Consider the following 19,564-nt stretch of genomic DNA (forward strand, 5'->3'; position numbering starts at 1 on the left):
ACCATATAAAAAATCAAAGGATGTCATTCCAGTGTCAGCTACTTGCATGACGCCGTCATAAAGGAACCAGTGTCGGCCACTTGGATAACACCATAGGGGTTACTTGGGTGATACTATAGGAGGTCTAACATGAACTTTCTAAAATTCATTGAACTGTGCTTTCAAACAGTAGTGCCGGGATGTGAGTATAATGATTATCAGTACATAAAAGTCATAGCAGACAGGCTGGAAGCAGCGAATGCTGGCGAAGTAAGGCGCATAATATTCAATATGCCTCCGCGTTCAATGAAGTCCATATGTATGGGTGTTGCGTGGCCCGCATGGATACTGGGCAACTGCAAGAATAATAGTTGCAAGTTATTCTAAGTTGCTTAGCGAAAAACATTCGCTCGATACGAGGTGCATAATGCAATCTGATTGGTATAAAAAGCTATTTCCAGAGGTAGAACTATCCAAAGACCAGAACACTAAATATAAATTCCAAACAGTGCAGAGAGGATACAGAATCGCAACATCAGTTGGAGGAACATTAACCGGTGAAGGTGGTGACTTTATTATTGTGGATGATCCGCTTAACCCTGCTCAAGCTTTGAGTGAAACATTTAGAAAACGTGCCACAAACTGGTTCGATCAGACTTTAGTAACGAGACTCAACGATAGAAAAAAAGGAGTAATTGTGCTTGTGATGCATAGGCTCCACCTGGAAGACTTAACTGGGCACCTCTTATCCAAGCCAAAAAACATATGGCATCACATTTGTTTGCCAATGATTTCTGAAAATAAGGAGGTTATTTATTCAATTAATAACCATACTGGTGTCATTCCAACCCCCCCTCCTGTCATCCCAGTGCCCAGACACTGGGATCCAGAAAATTCAACCGCAAAAGACTGGATTCCAGCATCAAGTGCTGGAATGACACTACCTGCAAGAGTATTATACTCAAGAGAAGAGAATGAGTTATTATATCCCCTGGAGGGAGGAAGAGAAGAAGTTGAGATGATAAAAGTTGAACTCAGGAGTTACGCTTTTGCTGCTCAATATCAACAAAACCCCCTGCCGCTTTCAAGTGGTATAATAAAACAAGAGTGGCTAAAGCGCTATAAAAATTTCCCTGATAATCTCTCACATGTAACTCAAAGCTGGGACACTGCAGTTTCAACAAACGATTCCAGCGACTTTAGCATCTGCACCACCTGGGCAAAAATAGATAATAAATTCTATTTACTTGATGTATATCGAGCAAAGCTTGAGTACCCAAAGCTTAAAGAGCAAGTTCTGTCACTAGCTGCAAGATGGGCACCACATGCAATTTTGATCGAAGCAAAAACGAGTGGTCAACAATTAACACAAGAGCTAAAGGCAAATAGCGATCTACCGATTATCGAAATAATTCCACACAATGACAAACTCACTCGATTTTATCAAATTGTTCCGGTGATAGAGTCTGGTAGGGTTTTTTTGCCACAGCAAGCAGTATGGCTCAGCGATTTCGAGTACGAAATTTTAATGTTCCCAGAAGCTCGCCATGATGATCAAGTGGATAGTACCGCGCAATATCTGCAATGGACAAGAAAAACTAACACCAGTGCTTTCAGGGTCAGGGACTTTGGCCCCAACCCTAATAAACCATTTAGATGGTTAAGATATATCTAAAAACCTAAATTTATTTCCCCAAAGCTTCTCACGTACGCTCTACAGAATGTGAGTTTACCTGTTGCACACTACACTCTGTAACCTTTAAAGGGGCACTTCCCTTATGTTGTACAACAGGAGAAGCAGGCGATCCCATAGAAGAAAAACCACTATCTCTATTAGAGTTATCAGGTGACGATAATTGTGCTTCTGCAAGTCGCCGTAACTGTAATTCTTGACTCTCACATAGAGATCTGCTTAGCTCCCTTTTCCCCTCAGGAGTATACAGCAAGTGTTTAAGCTGCTCATCCTCAGGGGAAAGAGAGTTGGAGTCTAGCTTCTTTCGCAGCTCAGGAGAAAGAAATGGGCGTAGTTCCTCTCTCTGATCAGGATTAAGACGTTGTTGCCACTCTGGTACACCTTCATGCGTAGGAGAAGTCACCGCTGAGGGTGGATTACTTTTTGCTTTTATTCTACCTGGGAATGAAGAAGATGATTCAGAAACAGGTAGTTTTTCAGGTACAGAACCCCCAGGAGCACTTAGACTTGAAGATATCGAACACACCGAACCACGTCCTTTGTTATTTTGCCTAAAAAGTGAAGTTACACCATCAGACTTTCTTTTACTACAACGCCAACCACCCCCATGTTTCTTCTCCGGAGATTTACTATCTTGTGGCTTTGCTTTAGAACACTCATCACTACTTTTTCGATCACTTTTATCAGTAACTTGCTGTTTTTCAGATTCCTTATTAGAACCCTCAAGATTTAAGAATGTTGAACTATCCCATGCTCTAAGAGAAGAAGTACTAGCCTGACCTATTTCCTCCCGAAGCACCCCCAGAGAAGGCTCTGTTTTTTCCTCTCTTTCTGATCCTTGCCTGGGAGAATCCTTTAATGCTACACCCTGACTACACGTGGGAGACTCCAATTTCATATCTAACAGTTCAGTCGATGGTGATCGTGACAATGCTCGAAAACGAAGCTCAGGGTCAATGGCCAGTTCATGGTCTTTGTTGATTACAGAGTTTTTTATTATTTTGGTTATCACACAGTGAGAAATTTCTTTATTAGAAAAGTCTATGCCATATATTCCACTGCTTCCATTCGTTGATAATTCTGCTTGAGTTCTACCATCAAGATCATTAAGTACAGCATTATTAAATTTATGGTTTATATTACCTGCTTCTTCGTTTGTTAAAAACCTAGCTCCCCTACAATTTTGCATAATAGGTATAAGAATTGAGGCTTCTTTTCTATTTAAGGGGGAAGCACACATAAACCCAACTACTATTGTTTTCGTTGATTGATAAACAGAGTTTATTATTGAGTCTTTAAGCAACATCACACTATGATCAACATCATTGCCAATTCCAAGATCGATGCCTATACGCCATGCGGCACGCCGCGTTATACTATCAATAAAACGAACGTCATCAAAAACATCTTTGATATATACACTATTGCCTTCAACCTTCAGAGGGTCCTTAGGAACATTTTCATATCTTGCTTTCATCCTTGATAAAAACTCATGCTCAAATTCCTTACGTAATTTTTTGTTAGGAAATTTAGAATGACACAAATATTTTTCCTTGTTAAATGAGTTAGTAACTATGCTACAAGTTGGCATATCTTCTAAAACATCCTTTACAAGTGAAGAAGCCAAATGAGACTTTAGATTGAAAATTACGCCATCATCTATAGGTGCTAGAAACTCAACCCTACCTTGCTCATCTTGAGACCACTCTCCTGTACTGGTGTTAAACGGAAAAGATTCAATATTAAAAATTAAATTAGCTGTATTTAACACTACTTCATCCGTATCTCCTTCTTCAATACTGTAGAACTCACCTACTATCTTCCTTTTTATACTGTCCAAATACCTGCTACGCTGATACTTACCCATACCTTTATCAAATGAGACTACGATATAGTCGTTCTTACCATCGCTTTGTAGCGTAAAATTAGTTTTAACTGCATTGAAATCATAATTATTAACATTAAAAGCACTAACCAATGCTCTTACTGTTTCTTTTGTATTAGGCATACCACCTCCCCATTTTTAAATTACAGTTATTTTTTACTTAACGTTTCATAGAACTACCAGGATTGTTTTTCTGCTCAGACTGACGTCGCTTCTCTATTTCCATTAGCTTCCTGGCTGTATCACTATGGTCATCATATCTTGCTCCTTTAGCATGCGTCACTATACCACCACCTGGTGCTGTATTCTCACGCTTCCACTTTTCAGCATCAAAACCTTTTTTATCATTACCGCTATGCATATTGCCTCCTAAGTAAAAATATTATGTAACTAATATACTAAAAATAAAATTAAGTGCAAGCACTTTTTTATATTTTTTTTCAAAAAATTTCATTCACTCTTTTTCACAAAACACAAATTTCAAGATTCCAGCGTCACGCGCTACCCTTTCTTGTCATCCCAGTGCCCAGACACTGGGATCCAGTCTTTTTTGTCATCCAAGTAGCTAACACTGGTTCTTTGCAATTTCATCAAAACCACTCCCTTTTAACATAAAACCCTACACTTACCAAACCCACAGCCTGGATTCCAGTGTCACACACTGGAATGACAAAAAAGAAATCACTGTAATCTAACTACCTTCATGATTATGTCTTTCCTACTGACTGACCTTCTGCACATTTCTCAACTTTTACATCATTAGTCAATTCTTTTGGTGGTTGAGCATTACTCACAGAACCTTCATGCTCAGCACCTTTCCAAAAACCAACTGTAAAATCGTATTCATAATCAGCAACAGAACTTTTGACAGATTGATTCGGAGCTCTTCTGTTAGCTTGATTAGATTGCTCTGAGACTTCTCTGTTAGAAGCAGATTCCCGAGCAGATTGTCCTGAAGCACTTCCGCTAGGAATAGAACTCTCAGCAGATTGATTCGAAGCTTCTTTGCTGGAAATAGAGCTTTGAGCAGGTTGATTCGAAGCTTCCTTATAACTTCCCCTTCTTCCCCTACTACTATTGCATCCTTGCACTCTCCGATTTTGTACCTGCCCCGTCCCCGTTGCAGGCTTCTCCTGAATTTTCGGTGGACACACCTCTTTCTCCGGCTTCGCTTTTTTATCTTCTTTATTTACTTCTTGTTTTGGCAAATTCTCAATATCCTCCTTACCTCTATCATGTGTTTGCACAAAAGGTACTCGATCTTTCAGAGAATTTGACAAAAGATCAAGTTCTGGTTTGCTCAGAACAACCGGCCTTACAAATCCGGGTGAAACGTCAAAAAGGAAAACTGGCACTTTAGGTTTTTCTCTTTCATCCACTTTTATTTCTACGTTTTCGCAAACTTCTTTATTTTCTTCCTTTAATGATGTTTTTTCTGCTTTTTTATCTTCTTTTTCTGTAGATGCCTCTACCGCAGCCGCCAACTCAACTCCAAACATCTCTGCGAACATTGTAACAATCCATCCGACAACGGCCATTTGTAACCTGAGTTTCAGATCTTGCAATGCAGTTAATCTTTCTAACGCCCTTGCAAACTCTTCTTCTGATAACTCACCACTGCTTAATTTTTCCTGCAATTCTTTTATCTCTTTGTCCAACCTCTGATTGAAACTTAAATCGCGTGCAAAAATCTTCTTGATTAACTCCTTAAGCTTGTCACGCATAAATTTAATTATCGAAAGAAGCCAATTTTTTTCTTTCTTCTCCTTGAGCATTTGGTAGATTTTCGGATCATCTACATCTACTTCAAAAAGGTTGAAGAGAGATTCAAAGAAATTCCAGAAATCTCCGAGTACTCTTCCTTTTTCACCAGTGAAGTAATCCTCATCATCACCTTCTCCGATATGTAGCTCTGCTTGAGATGATATTTCATCGATACAACTAGAAGCCTGACGCTCACACTCGAGCCTCCTGAGCAAATCTTGTCTGGTGAGCTCCTCTACGCACTGCCTCTATTGTCTGATATAGCTAAAGTGACTTACGATAATTTGAAAAACAAAAATTCGTCATTCCGCTACTTGTTAGCGGAATCTATACCGCGAATGAATCGCGGTATGACGTAGGACTGCTGTCATCCCAGTGCGTGACACTGGGATCTCGTTCCTTAATTTTATAGTGTAAATTATTTCAAATTGTGTCTAGCTGCAAGTATAATAATTTCCATTTATAGATAAAGTATGTTGCAAATGTTATGCCAAAGAGTATAATAAAATCTATATCAAATACTTTACAAGAAAAAGTGGGATAGAGGCAAAAGCAAATATTAATAAGGATAATTTAAGAAAAGCGCATGCTAGAGTTTGAAGAAGCAGTAAAAATAAAAAATATTATTGAAAGGTTAAATAGCACATGATATAATATATATATATAGTGTAAAAATGTAAATAATTTTATTGACATCTTTACATTAATAGTTCTTAAATATTTAGTACTGTAGAATTAAATTATTAAGTTTTATGAAGGAAGTAAAAATGGTGGAAAGCTTTTCAGGTAACAACAAAGGCAGTAATTTTATTGAGGAGGCAAAAATAATGGAAAATTTTTCAGATAATAACGGAAACGGTAGCTCAATCTTCCAAGGAAAAATCAGGGAGCAAGATTTCTCTGCAGAGCAGAAGCTAAATGAACTAAAAGCAGCCATAGAGGAGCTCACCAGACAAGATTTGCTCAGGAGGCTCGAGTGTGAGCGTCAGGCTTCTAGTTGTATCGATGAAATATCATCTCAAGCAGAGCTACATATCGGAGAAGGTGATGATGAGGATTACTTCACTGGTGAAAAAGGAAGAGTACTCGGAGATTTCTGGAATTTCTTTGAATCTCTCTTCAACCTTTTTGAAGTAGATGTAGATGATCCGAAAATCTACCAAATGCTCAAGGAGAAGAAAGAAAAAAATTGGCTTCTTTCGATAATTAAATTTATGCGTGACAAGCTTAAGGAGTTAATCAAGAAGATTTTTGCACGCGATTTAAGTTTCAATCAGAGGTTGGACAAAGAGATAAAAGAATTGCAGGAGAAATTAGGCAGTGGTGAGTTATCAGAAGAAGAGTTTGCAAGGGCGTTAGAAAGGTTAACTGCATTGCAAGATCTGAAACTCAGGTTACAAATGGCTGTTGTCGGATGGATTGTTACAATGTTCGCAGAGATGTTTGGAGTTGAGTTGGCGGCTGCGGTAGCGGCATCTACAGAAAAAGAAGATAAAAAAGCAGAAAAAACATCATTAAAGGAAGAAAATAAAGAAGTTTGCGAAAACGTAGAAATGAAAGTGGATGAAAGAGAAAAACCTAAAGTGCCAGTTTTCCTTTTTGACGTTTCACCCGGATTTGTAAGGCCGGTTGTTCTGAGCAAACCAGAACTTGATCTTTTACCAAAACCTATGAAAGAACTAATGCCTAAAGAAGTTATAAAGGAGGAGACCCGCGAGGTAAAAGAAACAAAACCAAAAGTGGAAGAAGAGAAAAAAGCGAAGCCGGAGGAACCGAAGAAAGAGGTGTGTCCACCGAAGAAGCCTGCAACGGAGACGGGGCAGGAACAAATAAAGCATAGTTATGGATGCGATAGTGGTTGGAGAAGTGATAGCGACTTAGGTTCAAACCAATCTGCTCCAAACTTTATTTTCAGCAAAGAAGCTTCGAATCAATCTGCTAAGAGTCCTGTCTCTAACCCAGGGCAACTTAACGGAAGTGCTCCAGGAAAACCTGTTCGGGAATCTGCAACAAAGCAATCCATTAAAAGTTCTGTTGCTGATTGTGAATTTGATTTTAATATAGGTACTTGGAACGGTGCTGAGCATGAAGGTTCTGTGGGTGATGTTCAACCACCAAAAGAATTGACTAATGATGTAAAAGTTGAGAAATGTGTAGAAGGTCCGTCAGTAGGAAAGGCGCCATAATGAAGGTAGTTAGATCCCAGTGTCTGGGCACTGGGATGACACCCATAACCTTGTCATTCCAGTGCGTGACGCTGGAATCCAGGGGCATATAGATAGGTGTCGACAGTTCGTCATTCCGCTACGTGTTAGCGGAATCTAGAAAATTGAATTTTATGAAAAAGAGTGAATAAAATTTTTTGAAAAAAAATATAAAAAAGTGCTTGCACTTAATTTTATTTTTAGTATATTAATTACATAATATTTTTACTTAGGGGTCAATATGCATAGTGGTAATGATAAAAAAGGTTTTGATGCTGAAAAGTGGAAGCGTGATAATACAGCACCAGGTGGTGGTATAGTGCAGGGAGCAAGAGGAATGAGGTATGATGATCATAGTGATAAAGCCAAGGAGCTACTAGAAAGGAGGCGTCAGTCTGAGCAGAAAAAAAACGAACCTGGTAGTTCTATGAAACGTTAAGTGAAAGGTAGTTGTTGTAATTTAAAAATGGGGAGGTTGGTATGTATGGTAGAAAAATAGTGAGAGCGTTGGTTAGTGCTTTTAATGTACATAATTATGCTCGTAATACAGTTAAAACTAATTTTACGCTGCAAAGCAGGGGCGGGGAGGACTATATTGTAGTCTCATTTGATAAGGGTATGAAGGATTATCAGTGTAGCGAATATCTGGACAGTATAAAAAGGAAGATAATACGTGAATTCTATGGCATTGAAGAAAGTAATGATAAAGAAATATTGGATACAGCCAAGAAAGATTTTGATGTTACGTCTTTTCCATTTAACTATATCTATAAAGGGGACTGGTCCGTAGATAAGCAAGGTAGAATTGAGTTTGTAGCACCTGTAGATCAAGGTGTAATTTTTAATTTAAAGTCTCATTTGGCTGCTTCACTTGCAAAGGGTGTTCTAGAAGATATGCGAGTTAGTAGCACAGCCGTACCATTCAACAAGAAAAAGTATTTATGGTGTGGTGAATTTGATAATAAACAATTACGTGAGGAATTTGAGCGTGAGTTTTTGTCAAGGATGGAGAATAGATATGGGTATAGGAATGGTTTTAAGAACCCTCTGAAGGTTAAAGGCAATAGTGTATATATCAGGGACGTTTTTGATGACGCTCGTTTTATCGATAGTGTAGCACGGTATATTACATGGCTTAAAGGTATGGGTCTCCAGGCTGATAGCAAAGTTCGTGGTGATGTAAAAGCATTTAAAGAGTTGATAATGGAATTTATTGATCAACCAACGGAAATAATAATAGCTGGCTTTGTATGTGCTTCTCCTCTAGGTAGAGAAGAGGCCTCAGTTCTTATACCTCTTGTATTAAATGGCGGAAGAAAGCGGATATTGACAAATGAAGAAGCTCTTAAACTAAATCATGCATTTAATGGTGCTGTATTTAATGATCTTTATGGTGGAACCCAGGGGGAATTAGCAATAAATGGAGGTAATGGACTGTATAGCATAGACTTTTCCAATCCATACATTTCTCACTGTGTGATAACTAAAATTATAGAAAGCTCTGTAATCAACAAAGACCATGAACTGTCCATTGACCCTGAGCTTCCTCGAACGCTATTAGCTGAAGCATCACTGACACGGAAGTTTCCCAAGCGAAGTCGTGGTGAAGGGTTAGAGAGGCCTCCCAGGCAAGGATCAGAAAGAGAGGGAGGAACAGGGAGGCTGTTGCGGGTGCTTCGGGAGGGGATAGGTCAGGCTAGTACTTCTTCTCAGCAAACGGACGATATGCCACGCAGGTCATACATGAGCAGATATAGACGGACACCGTTAATGTCACAACCGTCGACGCTTAGAGAACTTTCATTATCGGAAGGTGCTGATGAAAGTATGCTAATAGAGATTCGGGATCAGAAAAGATCATCATCGATTCCTTCTCTTAGAGCATGGGATAGTTCAACATTCTTAAATCCTGAGGTTTCTAATGAGGAACCTGAAAAACAGCAAGTTACTAAGGAAAAGGAAGAAGAAAAGTTGTTTAAAGCATTGCTTTATTGGTTTAACTTAAATAATTATGCTTTGGATCCTCCTCATACTAACTTTATTGTAAAAAATGGGAAGATTGCTAGTTTAATTGATGATGGTGTTGATGTAAAAGAATATTTACAGGAGATAATAGATAAAACGAAAGAAGAGTATCGTGTCAATAAGGAAGAAGCCTATGATTTCAATGAGTTTCCATTTCAATTTCTTTCTAATTGTGAGAAAAACCAAGAAACAACAGTTGTTGCTAATATAAGTCGTGGTGCCTTACTTAACTTAAAAGAACTTTTTAGTCGGGAGCATGAGGGAAAAGTAGAAATAAAAGATATCGACATTAACATCGTCGAAAAGGCAGTGAAATCTGAAAAGGACAAATGGGTAAATTTTCAGGTGCAAGAACATGGGTTATCCCCTAAAAAAGCAATTAAAACCTGTTATCCCGATGAAAGCGTATTAGAATATATTTCAATTACAAAAGACAAAGGTGAATACTGGATTAACCGTGATTATGATGGTTCGGAAGTAGAGTCGTTTAGGGGAGAGCGATGGCCTGCTAAAGGTATATCAAAAGCTGAAAAGATGAAGCCCGAAGATAATAAAGACAGCGGTTACTCTTCCGGGTTCGTAACTGATGCTGAAAACGTAAGCTCTAAAGCTGAGGCAACAACAAGTGGTTATGAGTCTATGGATTGTGAGAATACTAGAGGAGAATCGCCAAAACGTAGGTCTCAATCGCCTGTAGGTGAAGGTAATCCAAGAAAATCTCCGAAAAGAGGTTCTTCACCACTTTCAAGGCTGGAGTCGTTAAGTTTGAGTAGTTCCTCTCGTCAAATAGGTGAGTATTAGGCTTATTAATTTCACTGCTCTCAGCCACCCAAGTGTTTTATTAGGGTTAGGGCCAAAGTTCCTGACCCTGAAAGCACTGGTGTTAATTTTTCTCATCCATTGCAGATATTGCGCGGTACTAAATGTTTAAAAAGTATTAATATAAAGATATCAATAAAATTATTTACATTTTTATAATATGCACATTACATCATGTGTTATTTAACCTTACAATAATTTTTTTATTCTTGCTGCTTCTTCAAATTCTAAATTTTCAGCATGCTCTATCATTTGCTTTCTCAAATCATCCTTATTAGTATTTACTTTCGGTTCTGCTATTGCCCTCTCCTGTAAGGTGTTTGATATAGGTTTTATTATAGTCTTTGGGACAATATTGTGCAATATATTATGTTCTTCTTGTTTTTTTCTTCTTCTTTCGGTCTCTCTTAATGCACGGTCCAGAGAACCAGTGATTTTATCTGCATACAAAATTACTCTACCTTCAGCATTACGCGCAGCACGACCGATCGTTTGAATTAATGAAGTTTCCGATCGCAAAAATCCTTCTTTATCAGCATCCAAAATTGCAACCAACCCACACTCTGGAATATCAAGACCTTCCCTCAGCAAGTTAACACCTACTAAAACATCGATTTCTTTAGATCTCAATTTGTATATAATTTCTATTCTCTCCAGCGCACCAATATCAGAATGCAAATAACTCACTTTCATATTCAATTCACTCATATATTCAGCTAAATTTTCAGCCATTTTTTTCGTCAATGTAGTGATTAAAACACAAAATCCCTTCCCTATTGTCACTTGTGCCTCATGAATTACATCATCAATTTGACTCTCTATTGGTTTTACAATGCAGATTGGGTCTGTAAGCCCTGTTGGACGGATAACTTGCTCTATAAATACATTACTGGTCTTTGCCAACTCATACTTTCCTGGAGTGGCTGAAATGTAAACAGTCTGCGGCCTAACTCCCTCCCACTCTTCAAATTTTAATGGACGATTATCAAAAGCGGAAGGGAGCCTGAAGCCATAGTCGATCAATTTCTTTTTACGCGCCTCATTACCACTGTACATCGCACCAACCTGAGGAACGGTGACATGACTCTCATCAACAAATAAAATTACGTCTTTGGGTAAATATTCAAACAAAGTAGGTGGTGGATCCCCAGCTTCCATTCCATAGAGATAACGCGAATAATTTTCAATACCTTTACATATTCCTGTTGTTCTCATCATTTCGATATCAAAATTAGTGTGTTGCTCGAGGCGCTTTGCTTCAACAATCTTGTTTTGCGAGTAGTAATAATCCAAGCGTTCATGCAGCTCTTTTTTGACTAGTTCAATTGCCTGCAACAAAGCCTCACGCGGGGTTATGTAATAGCTATTTGGAAAAATGGTGATTTTATTTACGCCTTTGGTAACATTGCCCGTTATAGCATCAACTTCAGAAATTTCTTCTATTTCATCGCCAAATAACGATAAACGCCAAGCTTTATTTTCATAATGGGAAGGAAATATATCAACAATATCGCCGCGCACTCTGAAATATCCTCTCTCAAACCTGGCATCAGAGCGCTTGTATTGAAGATCAGTTAAGTTGCTCAGGAAATCATTAATACGAATTTTATTTCCAACACTAAGCGGTATGATCATGCTGCGGTAGCTCTCAGGCGAACCAAGACCGTATATGCAGGAAACACTGGCAACTACGATCGTATCCCTGCGCTCCAAAAGGGAGCAGACGGTGGAATAACGCAGCATCTCAATTCTTTCGTTAATTGCAGAATCTTTTTCGATATAAGTATCAGTTTGTGGTAAATAGGCTTCAGGTTGATAATAATCATAATAAGAAATGAAGTATTCAACAGCATTATGGGGAAACAATCCTTTCATTTCTTCATAAAGCTGTGCTGCTAAAGTTTTATTGTGTGCCATAATTAATGCAGGCCTGTTTGTCCTTGCAATAACATTTGCCATAGTAAAAGTTTTCCCAGAACCAGTAACTCCAAGCAAAACCTGATCTCTTTTATTGCTATTTAGCCCTGCAATTAAGCTATCGATTGCCTGTGGTTGATCCCCAGCCGGTTGAAAATGTGTAGCGATTTGAAATTCCATAGACTTTACTTACTATCTTTGATTCATTGTATAGTAAACACTATATTGCTTTTAAGATAAGTTGTATAGCTATCGTAAAGCCATAAAACATTAACCAACAATGTCATGCAAGTAGCTGACACTGGAATCTTGTTTCAATGTTAGAGGTTGTCCACAAACCAAGGAATACGTAGTATATAAAGAAAGAATATTGAGGTAAGAGATGAGGAAAAAATATCCAACAGATTTAAGTAAAAGGGAGTGGGCAAGAATAGAAAAACACTTCAGAGTATCGTACAAGAAAGGAGGAAGGCCACCAAAATACAGTAAGTGTGAGATAGTAAATGCAATTCTTTATATACTGCGCACAGGATGTCAATGGCGCTATTTACCACACGATTTTCCGCCGTGGAAGGCTGTGCATGAACAGTTTAGAAGATGGAAAAAGCAGGGAATTTTTGAGAAAATGAACTATGATATCACTAAATATAGTAGGTCAAAAATGGGAAGAAATGAGGAGCCGAGCGCATGCATAGTGGACAGTCAATCGGTAAAAACCACGGAAAAAGGGGGGTCAAAGGTTATGATGGTGCGAAAAAGGTAAAGGGGAGAAAAAGACATATAATCACAGATACTCAAGGATTTGTGCTTGGTTGCTATGTAGGAGCTGCAAGCGAAAATGACAGAGATGGGGTGAAGATGGCATTGGACAATATGAAGGAAAAATACAGCAATATTAAGAAAATGTGGGCTGATATGGGATACCAAGGAAAAGATTTAAAGGATTACGTAAAGAGAGAATATGGGATAGATATTGAAATTGTCAAAAGGCCTCCATGTAGGTTTTGGGTGCATAAAGATACACCACTAGAACTATTGCCACAACGGGATCCTGGATTTTCAGTACAGCCGAGAAGGTGGGTGGTAGAGAGGACTTTTGCTTGGATCAATAGAAATAGAAGGCTATCAAAGGAGTACGATTTACTTACAACATCTACTGAAAGTTTCATATATCTGGCTATGAGTAAAGTTATGTTAAGTAGGGAATATGCTTGATTTACTGGTTTGTGGACAACCTCTAAACATGTTGCCGTCCACTTCCGCCTAACAAGTATAATGCGGCTTGACAAGTTTATTGTCATCTCAGACCGCGGAGAGAACCATATGCTACTTTTAACTTACGTGGAATTACCAAGGATTATGGAGAAGATATGCTGTTTTGATTTGTGTGAAAATTATTGTTGACTTATGTGCAATTAGAGAACCTAAGTCACTTTAGCTATATATAAAAGGTTTAAGTGGTTGTATTGATGTATCTTTGTATTAAAAAACACCCAATAAGCAGAGTTGTAAGTGGAATAAACCACAAAATGTAAGTGCTAGATTTTATAGGCGGTACGATTATAATTGAATTGCCGTAAGAATTTTTTAACTCTGAGATTATCTCTTCATCTGTGTATCCATCATTGATTTTTTTACGAATTGCTTCTCGCATATCATACGCGATCTGAGATCCAGATTCAGACAATGATTCGCCAGAACATATTGGACACCTTATTATTTCAAATAAACTGGTTGCTCGTTTTTCCATGCTTTTATCTCTGAGTTTATTATCCAGAGTAAAAGCGTTTACGCCTGAGTGGAATATCAATATGAAAAGTAAACTAACTACTGCTCTCATCCTTGGTTAATTGGGTTATTTTACTGAGCTGGTTCATAAAATCAGTGGTGGATAACTTTCCAATAAAGCTTGACCCTACATCATCATCGTACTTTATTGAAAATTGAATGCCATCATCAGTTGTTTTTTCTGATAAGGAAGACATTAATTTTTCAAACGCATCTGAAGTTTTTGAGTCACCAATCATAAACGAGATTAATTCTTTATAATTTGATATAGCCACGTTGATTTTGTCTTTAAATGAAGACGTAACCAAATTATAATTTCGCACTCCACCATCTGCAGCAAGAGAAAAATTATTACTTTGAATTAAAAATTTCTCTATGTTGAAATTAATTCTGGAAGCTGAGATGTGGTTTACAAATTCGTAATCAAATTTAGTGTCGATACTAAGGTAACTTTCAGGACTTGCAGTATTTTTATACCGATAAGTATAAAAATCAAATCCTAGTTTAGTATTTCCACTTGGTTCTTTATCGAGGTGAAATTGAATGTAATTGCTTTTATCATTCACTTCAGTTATAACACTTTGCTGATTTTCTAAAACATCACATTTTAATCCATAATCTTCGTAACGAAGTATATCTATATAGTCTATCACGGTACTATTTTTGTTGAATCGCAATGAAGATGGTAAATCGTTTAGTCTAACAACAAAGTGGCTGCTATCGTTTGTGTGGCATTTTATATTCTTTTTCTCATCACCATGAACAGCAATATTGACTTCATTGCTTGGTATGTAGATATATACTGATTTATCAAACAATCTATTTTTTATCAATAAAGCATCAGATGAGATGGTTAATTGCTCATTGGAAAATTTTGGGTTTGTCACACGAAAAATTAGGTTAGAAGGAAATCCACTAAAATCATGTGAAATATCAAATTTTTCGTCGTTAATGTATAGTATTGTTTCAGCTAAAAGATTTTTTACCTTACATGCAGAAAAATACCAAAAACCACTATACGCTACAGGAATAAACAAAAGTAAAGAGATGATAATATAGATAAAAATCTTACGCATAGCTAATCACTCCCCTGTTTATCCAATGATATATTTCTTGTACCCCTTGGTATGGTTACACACAAGCCGTCGATATCTTTTGTGATTTTTATTTGGCACCCAAGTCTTGATGTCTCTGTTAAGCCGAAAGCTAGGTCTAACATATCATTTTCCTCATCAGATATGGGATTATGCGTTTCTACAGCATCATAAGATTTTGGATCAACAATCACGTGGCATGTAGAACAAGCAAGAGAGCCTTCACATGCACCTTCAAGCAGATCTGGATCACTTCTATGGGCTAAATTGAGCAGAGTTTCTCCCTCTGCAGCTTCATAACTTTTCTTACTCCCATCAGGTAAAATAAAAGTAACAGATGGCATATTATTCCTATTAAAATCCTTACTAATTTCTCTATATCCTACAGGTAATAACTAATATTTGCAAACTCTTTGCAATTCCAGTGCCTATATTTCTTGTTATCCAAGTAGCTCTTTGTTGTCATCCGAGTAGCTGACACTGGTTCCTTTATGACGGCAGTGCCCTCTTCTTGTCATCCCAGTGCCCTGATTACTTGGATCCAGAAAAAAGAATGGTGTCATGCAAGTAGCCTCCTTCTCCTGTCATCCGAGTAGCTGACACTGGGATGACACCCCACTTAACCGTCATACTGCCGCGGTATCTCTTAGCCGCTAACAAGCAGCGGGATAACGAGCTTATCGTCACGCCGTCGCGAACCGTCATACCGCGATTCATTCGCGGTATCTCAGCCGCTAACAAGAGATCCCGCTAACAAGCAGCGGGATGACGATTGTCGTTTAGCCATAAATATTAAGAAATTTACCAAATGAAAAAAAGGCAAAAGAAGCCCCGTGGTTGGCTAATTACTTACATTATACTTTCAAGTATGGCGTTTTTTTATTCTAAACGTTTAATAACCGCGATTCAGTTGCTTTTAAGCCGCAACTAATCTAAATTATAAACATTAAGAAATTTACTAAACAGAAAAAAAGGCAAAAGAAACCCTAGGGTAGCTAATTATTCACTATCCATTTTTTAAGTTGGCGTTTTTTTATGTTTTAAATGCTTTATAAGCGCATTTTAGCTTATATTAGGTAAAAACCTAGAAATTTTATAAAGACATAAGGTGCACATAGTGCAAAAAATTAAACATGAGACGCCAGATACGTGAGTTTTTTTGTCATTTAATCTGTACAGAGAAGATAAATAAATAGCTTCAGTTTCATGATAAGGGGACTGGCGGAGGGTGTCAAGTAAGTTTTTTCGTTTCTATTGAATGACAGTTGTGACCTATGCAAGAAGTCTGTTGTAGTTTGTACGATATCTTTATAAAATGGTTCGCATAAGTTATCTAGCAGTGCAACTAAACAAATATAAAAATCAAAACGTCGCGGTTTTTGGTCTTGGTAAAACTGGTTTATCCGCCATTAACGCTCTAACAAAGAGTGGTGCAAGAATATATGCATGGGATGATCATGAAGAGCAAATAGCAAATGCAAAAATGATGTATAAAAAATGTAATTTTATTCATCCCAAGGAATACAATTGGCATGAGATCAGTGCATTGGTTTTAAGCCCTGGAGTGCCAACAGAGCCACATTGGATAGTAAAACTTGCAAGGAGATTTGATTGCAAAATAAAATCAGACATTGAGCTATTTCTTGAAGCTAAAACTACGAACCAGAAGGTAATAGGCGTCACAGGAACAAATGGTAAATCAACCACTACATCACTAATAGGGCACATATTAAAATCTGCAGGGAAAAAAGTAGCTATTGGTGGAAATTTAGGCGTTCCTGTTTTGGATCTAGAAAGAGATGCAGAAATTTATGTAATCGAACTCTCCTCTTTTCAATTGGAGTTGATGAATGAAATTAACGTGGACATTTCAGCACTGCTCAATATTACACCAGATCACATAGATAGGCATGGAAGTATGGAGAACTACATAGCAACTAAATTAAAACTGATAAACGGTAGTGAGGTTGCCGTAATAGGATGTGACAATGAGATTACTGCTGATATATTCAACAAATTCACTGGAGACAAAATTCCAATCTCAGTAACATATTCCCCGATGTCATTCCAGCGCGTGACGCTGGAATCCAGAAAAGAAAAACCATTGCCAACTACTCAGATGACAGAGGGTGGTGCAAGAGATCTAATATCATTGGCAGGTAACAATTTGCTTGATTATAGTGAACAGATTACTGGTATAGATCGAAATTATCTGGATCCCAGTGTCAGCTACTTGGATGACAAAAGGGGCACTGGGATCCAGAAGATCTCGTTAAAACTAGAGAATCATAGCTTATCAGTAAGCGACGTGAAAATAAACCTAATATCCAACGCAGAAAACATAGCAGCCACATATGCCGTATGTAAGGTACTTGGAGTAGATAGCAACACTATTATCAATGGAATCAAGTCCTTTTCAGGACTGAGGCATAGGAATGAACTGCTTGGCAAAATAAGAAATGTGTTTTTCGTGAACGATAGCAAAGCAACTAATGCAAAATCGAGCGAAAAGGCGATCTTATCTTATGAAAACATAAATTGGATCGCTGGTGGAAGAAGCAAAAAAGGTGGAATAGAATCATTAAGCAAGCATTTTACAAGGGTTAGAAAAGCTTTTCTTATTGGAGAATCAACCGAAGCTTTTGCAAATGTTATGGAGAATAAAGTAGATTATGTTAAATGTTGCAATCTAGAAGATGCATTCAGATTGGCTTTTGAAGAGGCCTTAAATAGCGCAGAAGAAGTAACAATATTACTTTCTCCCGCGTGTGCTTCTTTTGATCAATGGAAAAATTTCGAGGAACGTGGTGAAGCATTTTGTAGAATGTTTGAAAATCTCAGGTACAATCACACATGCTGTTTAGTATGATGTTGCGTGGAACAAAAGTTAATAATAGATAAGCTAATTAGGGTTATTCCATTTGAAGGGATAAGCGATGAAACCCTATTAAAGGTGTGCACTGACCTTAATCTAGCTAATAGCTTTTGCAAATTTCAGAATGGAATATATAGCGCTTTGGAGCACATAGCAGAGGACTTAAATAGCTCAATGGAAGCTGAACTAAGGAATTCTAATTTAGAAGATATGAAAGTGCGAGAGCGAGTAAAGTTAGCCATTCAAATACACCTTTCAAACTATGCTAAGCTACCGAATTATAGAGAACTTTTAAAAAATGTTTTATCATTCTCCGTATCACCAAAAAATACATATTTTTCTAGTAAACTTTTATACAGAACTATTAGTGCGATTTGGTATGGCATTCATGACCAATCAACAGATTTTAACTACTATACAAAAAGAGCAATATTAGCTGGAGTGTACTTAAGTACGATACTTTTTTTTATCAATGATTATTCAGAAGATTTTGCGGATACTTTATCGTTTCTTGATAACCGTATCAACAATGTCATGACATTTCAAAAATTCAAAACTCGCTTAAAAGGAATCATAGGAAATTTCTTATAAGCTATTGATTGTTGGTAGAAAAGTACTTGAGCACGATCCTGAAAAGGTTTGTGAAAATAAAAATATTCATGCTGATCATAAAGAACATTTAGTTTATCGTGAGGATAATAATGGTACAACAAAATACACCAGTTACGAAGAAAAAGAAAATAAATTTATTGAAGAAGCACATGAATATTTAATAGACTCTGAATTTAATAAAAATTTTGATCTAGGGCAGTACAGAATAAGTAATTTCTCCGGAAACTTGACGAAAATAGAACTGGAACTCATCAATGAAAAGTATATGCAAGTTCAAGTTAATAGAGAAAGAAAAATTATTCTCGCTATACCGTAGGTGCGTTCCAAGATTATACTGAAGTTTTTATTGCACTCAAAATCTTCGTTTTTCCTAATCTCTAGAATTATCAATGCATCATCACTTAACCAGCCTGAGTGAGCTAGTCCATTCAACGTTGATTCAACTAGATTGCTATTGTAAGGTGGGTCTATAAAAACTATGTCACATTTTGAAATAGGTTGTGGTAAGCAGTTAGCACTGCAGCAAATTAGCGTAACATTGTCCGTAATTCCAAAATCTTTTGCTGTTTTTTTAGGCAATTGCAAATTGTAATAATCTGAATCTACCATAAATGCATGTTTAGCGCCGCGAGAAAGCGCTTCAAATGAAAAAGAACCACTACCACAGAATAAATCAAGTACATTCAAGTTATAAATAGGTTTTCTTGAGGAAAGCATATTAAATATTGCTTCTCGGACAATACTCATAGTTGGCCGTGCAGCTAAATGCTTACCTGTAGTTATTTTTCTTCCGCGATATTTGCCTGCAATGATGCGTAGCATATTAAATAAGCTCCAAAATAATTAATTATTTATACTATATGATTAATGTCAATATGGCTTTAGCAGTTTAATAGAGAGAAGCTATCG

Annotated in this window: 14 protein-coding genes and 3 pseudogenes; 8 read left to right on the plus strand and 9 right to left on the minus strand. The window is 37.3% G+C overall.

Features of this window, described 5'->3' with window-relative positions:
- Positions 1 to 129 precede the first annotated feature (129 nt).
- Positions 130 to 1,654, plus strand: a pseudogene (terL, locus tag OOK89_RS05400) (phage terminase large subunit).
- A gap of 28 nt (positions 1,655 to 1,682) precedes the next feature.
- On the opposite strand, the gene OOK89_RS05405 reads toward terL, so the two are convergent.
- The 3 genes and pseudogenes from OOK89_RS05405 to OOK89_RS06670 form a co-directional block, all read right to left on the minus strand.
- On the minus strand, positions 1,683 to 3,680 hold the full coding sequence (locus OOK89_RS05405; RefSeq protein ID WP_264718911.1) for a hypothetical protein: 1,998 nt from the start codon (positions 3,678 to 3,680) through the stop codon (positions 1,683 to 1,685).
- 37 nt (positions 3,681 to 3,717) lie between these two features.
- Positions 3,718 to 3,918, minus strand: a complete 201-nt coding sequence (locus OOK89_RS05410; protein ID WP_264718912.1) for a hypothetical protein — start codon at positions 3,916 to 3,918, stop codon at positions 3,718 to 3,720.
- A gap of 967 nt (positions 3,919 to 4,885) precedes the next feature.
- A pseudogene (locus OOK89_RS06670) lies at positions 4,886 to 5,560 on the minus strand (hypothetical protein); the annotation flags it as partial.
- Between the two features lie 528 nt (positions 5,561 to 6,088).
- On the opposite strand from OOK89_RS06670, the gene OOK89_RS05420 reads away from it, so the two are divergent.
- The 3 genes from OOK89_RS05420 to OOK89_RS05430 all read left to right on the plus strand — a co-directional run bounded on the left by OOK89_RS05420 (position 6,089) and on the right by OOK89_RS05430 (position 10,351).
- Positions 6,089 to 7,507, plus strand: a complete 1,419-nt coding sequence (locus tag OOK89_RS05420) for a gas vesicle protein GvpG (protein ID WP_264718914.1) — start codon at positions 6,089 to 6,091, stop codon at positions 7,505 to 7,507.
- 259 nt (positions 7,508 to 7,766) lie between these two features.
- Positions 7,767 to 7,964, plus strand: coding sequence for a hypothetical protein (locus tag OOK89_RS05425; protein ID WP_182309933.1), 198 nt, complete (start codon positions 7,767 to 7,769; stop codon positions 7,962 to 7,964).
- A gap of 41 nt (positions 7,965 to 8,005) precedes the next feature.
- A complete protein-coding gene (locus tag OOK89_RS05430) occupies positions 8,006 to 10,351 on the plus strand; it encodes a hypothetical protein (RefSeq protein ID WP_264718915.1) in 2,346 nt (781 codons plus the stop codon).
- 207 nt (positions 10,352 to 10,558) lie between these two features.
- Here OOK89_RS05430 and uvrB read toward each other — a convergent pair whose 3' ends face one another.
- Positions 10,559 to 12,466, minus strand: a complete 1,908-nt coding sequence (uvrB, locus tag OOK89_RS05435) for an excinuclease ABC subunit UvrB (protein WP_264718916.1) — start codon at positions 12,464 to 12,466, stop codon at positions 10,559 to 10,561.
- A 202-nt stretch (positions 12,467 to 12,668) separates the two neighbouring features.
- On the opposite strand from uvrB, the gene OOK89_RS05440 reads away from it, so the two are divergent.
- Positions 12,669 to 13,501, plus strand: a protein-coding gene (locus OOK89_RS05440) for an IS5 family transposase (protein ID WP_264718686.1) whose coding sequence is annotated in 2 segments (ribosomal slippage) — positions 12,669 to 13,035 and positions 13,035 to 13,501 — 834 coding nt in all. Because the reading frame shifts where the segments join, the coding sequence is not laid out codon by codon here.
- A gap of 238 nt (positions 13,502 to 13,739) precedes the next feature.
- On the opposite strand, the gene OOK89_RS05445 is transcribed toward OOK89_RS05440, so the two are convergent.
- From OOK89_RS05445 to OOK89_RS05460, 4 genes are all read right to left on the minus strand, one after another.
- A complete protein-coding gene (locus OOK89_RS05445; protein WP_015589263.1) occupies positions 13,740 to 14,126 on the minus strand; it encodes a cytochrome c-type biogenesis protein in 387 nt (128 codons plus the stop codon).
- Positions 14,110 to 15,150, minus strand: coding sequence for a hypothetical protein (locus OOK89_RS05450; protein ID WP_264718917.1), 1,041 nt, complete (start codon positions 15,148 to 15,150; stop codon positions 14,110 to 14,112). Before OOK89_RS05450 ends, OOK89_RS05445 begins: the two co-directional genes overlap by 17 nt.
- Positions 15,151 to 15,152: 2 nt before the next feature.
- Complete coding sequence (locus tag OOK89_RS05455) at positions 15,153 to 15,512, minus strand: ferredoxin family 2Fe-2S iron-sulfur cluster binding protein (protein ID WP_155969176.1); 360 nt, start codon at positions 15,510 to 15,512, stop codon at positions 15,153 to 15,155.
- Positions 15,513 to 15,608: 96 nt separating this feature from the next.
- Positions 15,609 to 15,731 carry a hypothetical protein gene (locus tag OOK89_RS05460; protein WP_007549233.1) on the minus strand — a complete coding sequence of 41 codons (123 nt, stop codon included), beginning with the start codon at positions 15,729 to 15,731 and terminating at the stop codon, positions 15,609 to 15,611.
- Positions 15,732 to 16,483: 752 nt separating this feature from the next.
- Between OOK89_RS05460 and OOK89_RS05465 the strand changes: the two genes are divergently transcribed.
- From OOK89_RS05465 to OOK89_RS05475, 3 genes and pseudogenes are all read left to right on the plus strand, one after another.
- Positions 16,484 to 18,037 carry a Mur ligase family protein gene (locus tag OOK89_RS05465; RefSeq protein WP_007549232.1) on the plus strand — a complete coding sequence of 518 codons (1,554 nt, stop codon included), beginning with the start codon at positions 16,484 to 16,486 and terminating at the stop codon, positions 18,035 to 18,037.
- Positions 18,038 to 18,043: 6 nt separating this feature from the next.
- Complete coding sequence (locus tag OOK89_RS05470; protein ID WP_065106633.1) at positions 18,044 to 18,634, plus strand: COQ9 family protein; 591 nt, start codon at positions 18,044 to 18,046, stop codon at positions 18,632 to 18,634.
- Between the two features lie 22 nt (positions 18,635 to 18,656).
- Positions 18,657 to 18,971, plus strand: a pseudogene (locus tag OOK89_RS05475) (hypothetical protein); the annotation flags it as partial.
- Here OOK89_RS05475 and rsmD read toward each other — a convergent pair.
- Positions 18,929 to 19,477 carry a 16S rRNA (guanine(966)-N(2))-methyltransferase RsmD gene (gene rsmD, locus OOK89_RS05480; RefSeq protein ID WP_006280837.1) on the minus strand — a complete coding sequence of 183 codons (549 nt, stop codon included), beginning with the start codon at positions 19,475 to 19,477 and terminating at the stop codon, positions 18,929 to 18,931. The pseudogene OOK89_RS05475 and the gene rsmD sit on opposite strands and share 43 nt — an antisense overlap.
- Between the last annotated feature and the right edge of the window lie 87 nt (positions 19,478 to 19,564).

The sequence above is a fragment of the Wolbachia endosymbiont (group A) of Lasioglossum morio genome (genome assembly GCF_947250585.1).
Taxonomy (GTDB): domain Bacteria; phylum Pseudomonadota; class Alphaproteobacteria; order Rickettsiales; family Anaplasmataceae; genus Wolbachia; species Wolbachia pipientis.

What these genes read in the sequence shown, in the direction of transcription:
- OOK89_RS05450 (WP_264718917.1), bottom strand. Translation starts at nt 15,150, where the DNA reads ATGCGTAAGATTTTTATCTATATTATCATCTCTTTACTTTTGTTTATT.
- OOK89_RS05420 (WP_264718914.1), top strand. Translation starts at nt 6,089, where the DNA reads ATGGTGGAAAGCTTTTCAGGTAACAACAAAGGCAGTAATTTTATTGAG.
- OOK89_RS05405 (WP_264718911.1), bottom strand. Translation starts at nt 3,680, where the DNA reads ATGCCTAATACAAAAGAAACAGTAAGAGCATTGGTTAGTGCTTTTAAT.
- OOK89_RS05455 (WP_155969176.1), bottom strand. Translation starts at nt 15,512, where the DNA reads ATGCCATCTGTTACTTTTATTTTACCTGATGGGAGTAAGAAAAGTTAT.
- OOK89_RS05410 (WP_264718912.1), bottom strand. Translation starts at nt 3,918, where the DNA reads ATGCATAGCGGTAATGATAAAAAAGGTTTTGATGCTGAAAAGTGGAAG.
- uvrB (WP_264718916.1), bottom strand. Translation starts at nt 12,466, where the DNA reads ATGGAATTTCAAATCGCTACACATTTTCAACCGGCTGGGGATCAACCA.
- OOK89_RS05430 (WP_264718915.1), top strand. Translation starts at nt 8,006, where the DNA reads ATGTATGGTAGAAAAATAGTGAGAGCGTTGGTTAGTGCTTTTAATGTA.
- OOK89_RS05460 (WP_007549233.1), bottom strand. Translation starts at nt 15,731, where the DNA reads ATGACACCATTCTTTTTTCTGGATCCAAGTAATCAGGGCACTGGGATG.
- rsmD (WP_006280837.1), bottom strand. Translation starts at nt 19,477, where the DNA reads ATGCTACGCATCATTGCAGGCAAATATCGCGGAAGAAAAATAACTACA.
- OOK89_RS05425 (WP_182309933.1), top strand. Translation starts at nt 7,767, where the DNA reads ATGCATAGTGGTAATGATAAAAAAGGTTTTGATGCTGAAAAGTGGAAG.
- OOK89_RS05465 (WP_007549232.1), top strand. Translation starts at nt 16,484, where the DNA reads ATGGTTCGCATAAGTTATCTAGCAGTGCAACTAAACAAATATAAAAAT.
- OOK89_RS05445 (WP_015589263.1), bottom strand. Translation starts at nt 14,126, where the DNA reads ATGAGAGCAGTAGTTAGTTTACTTTTCATATTGATATTCCACTCAGGC.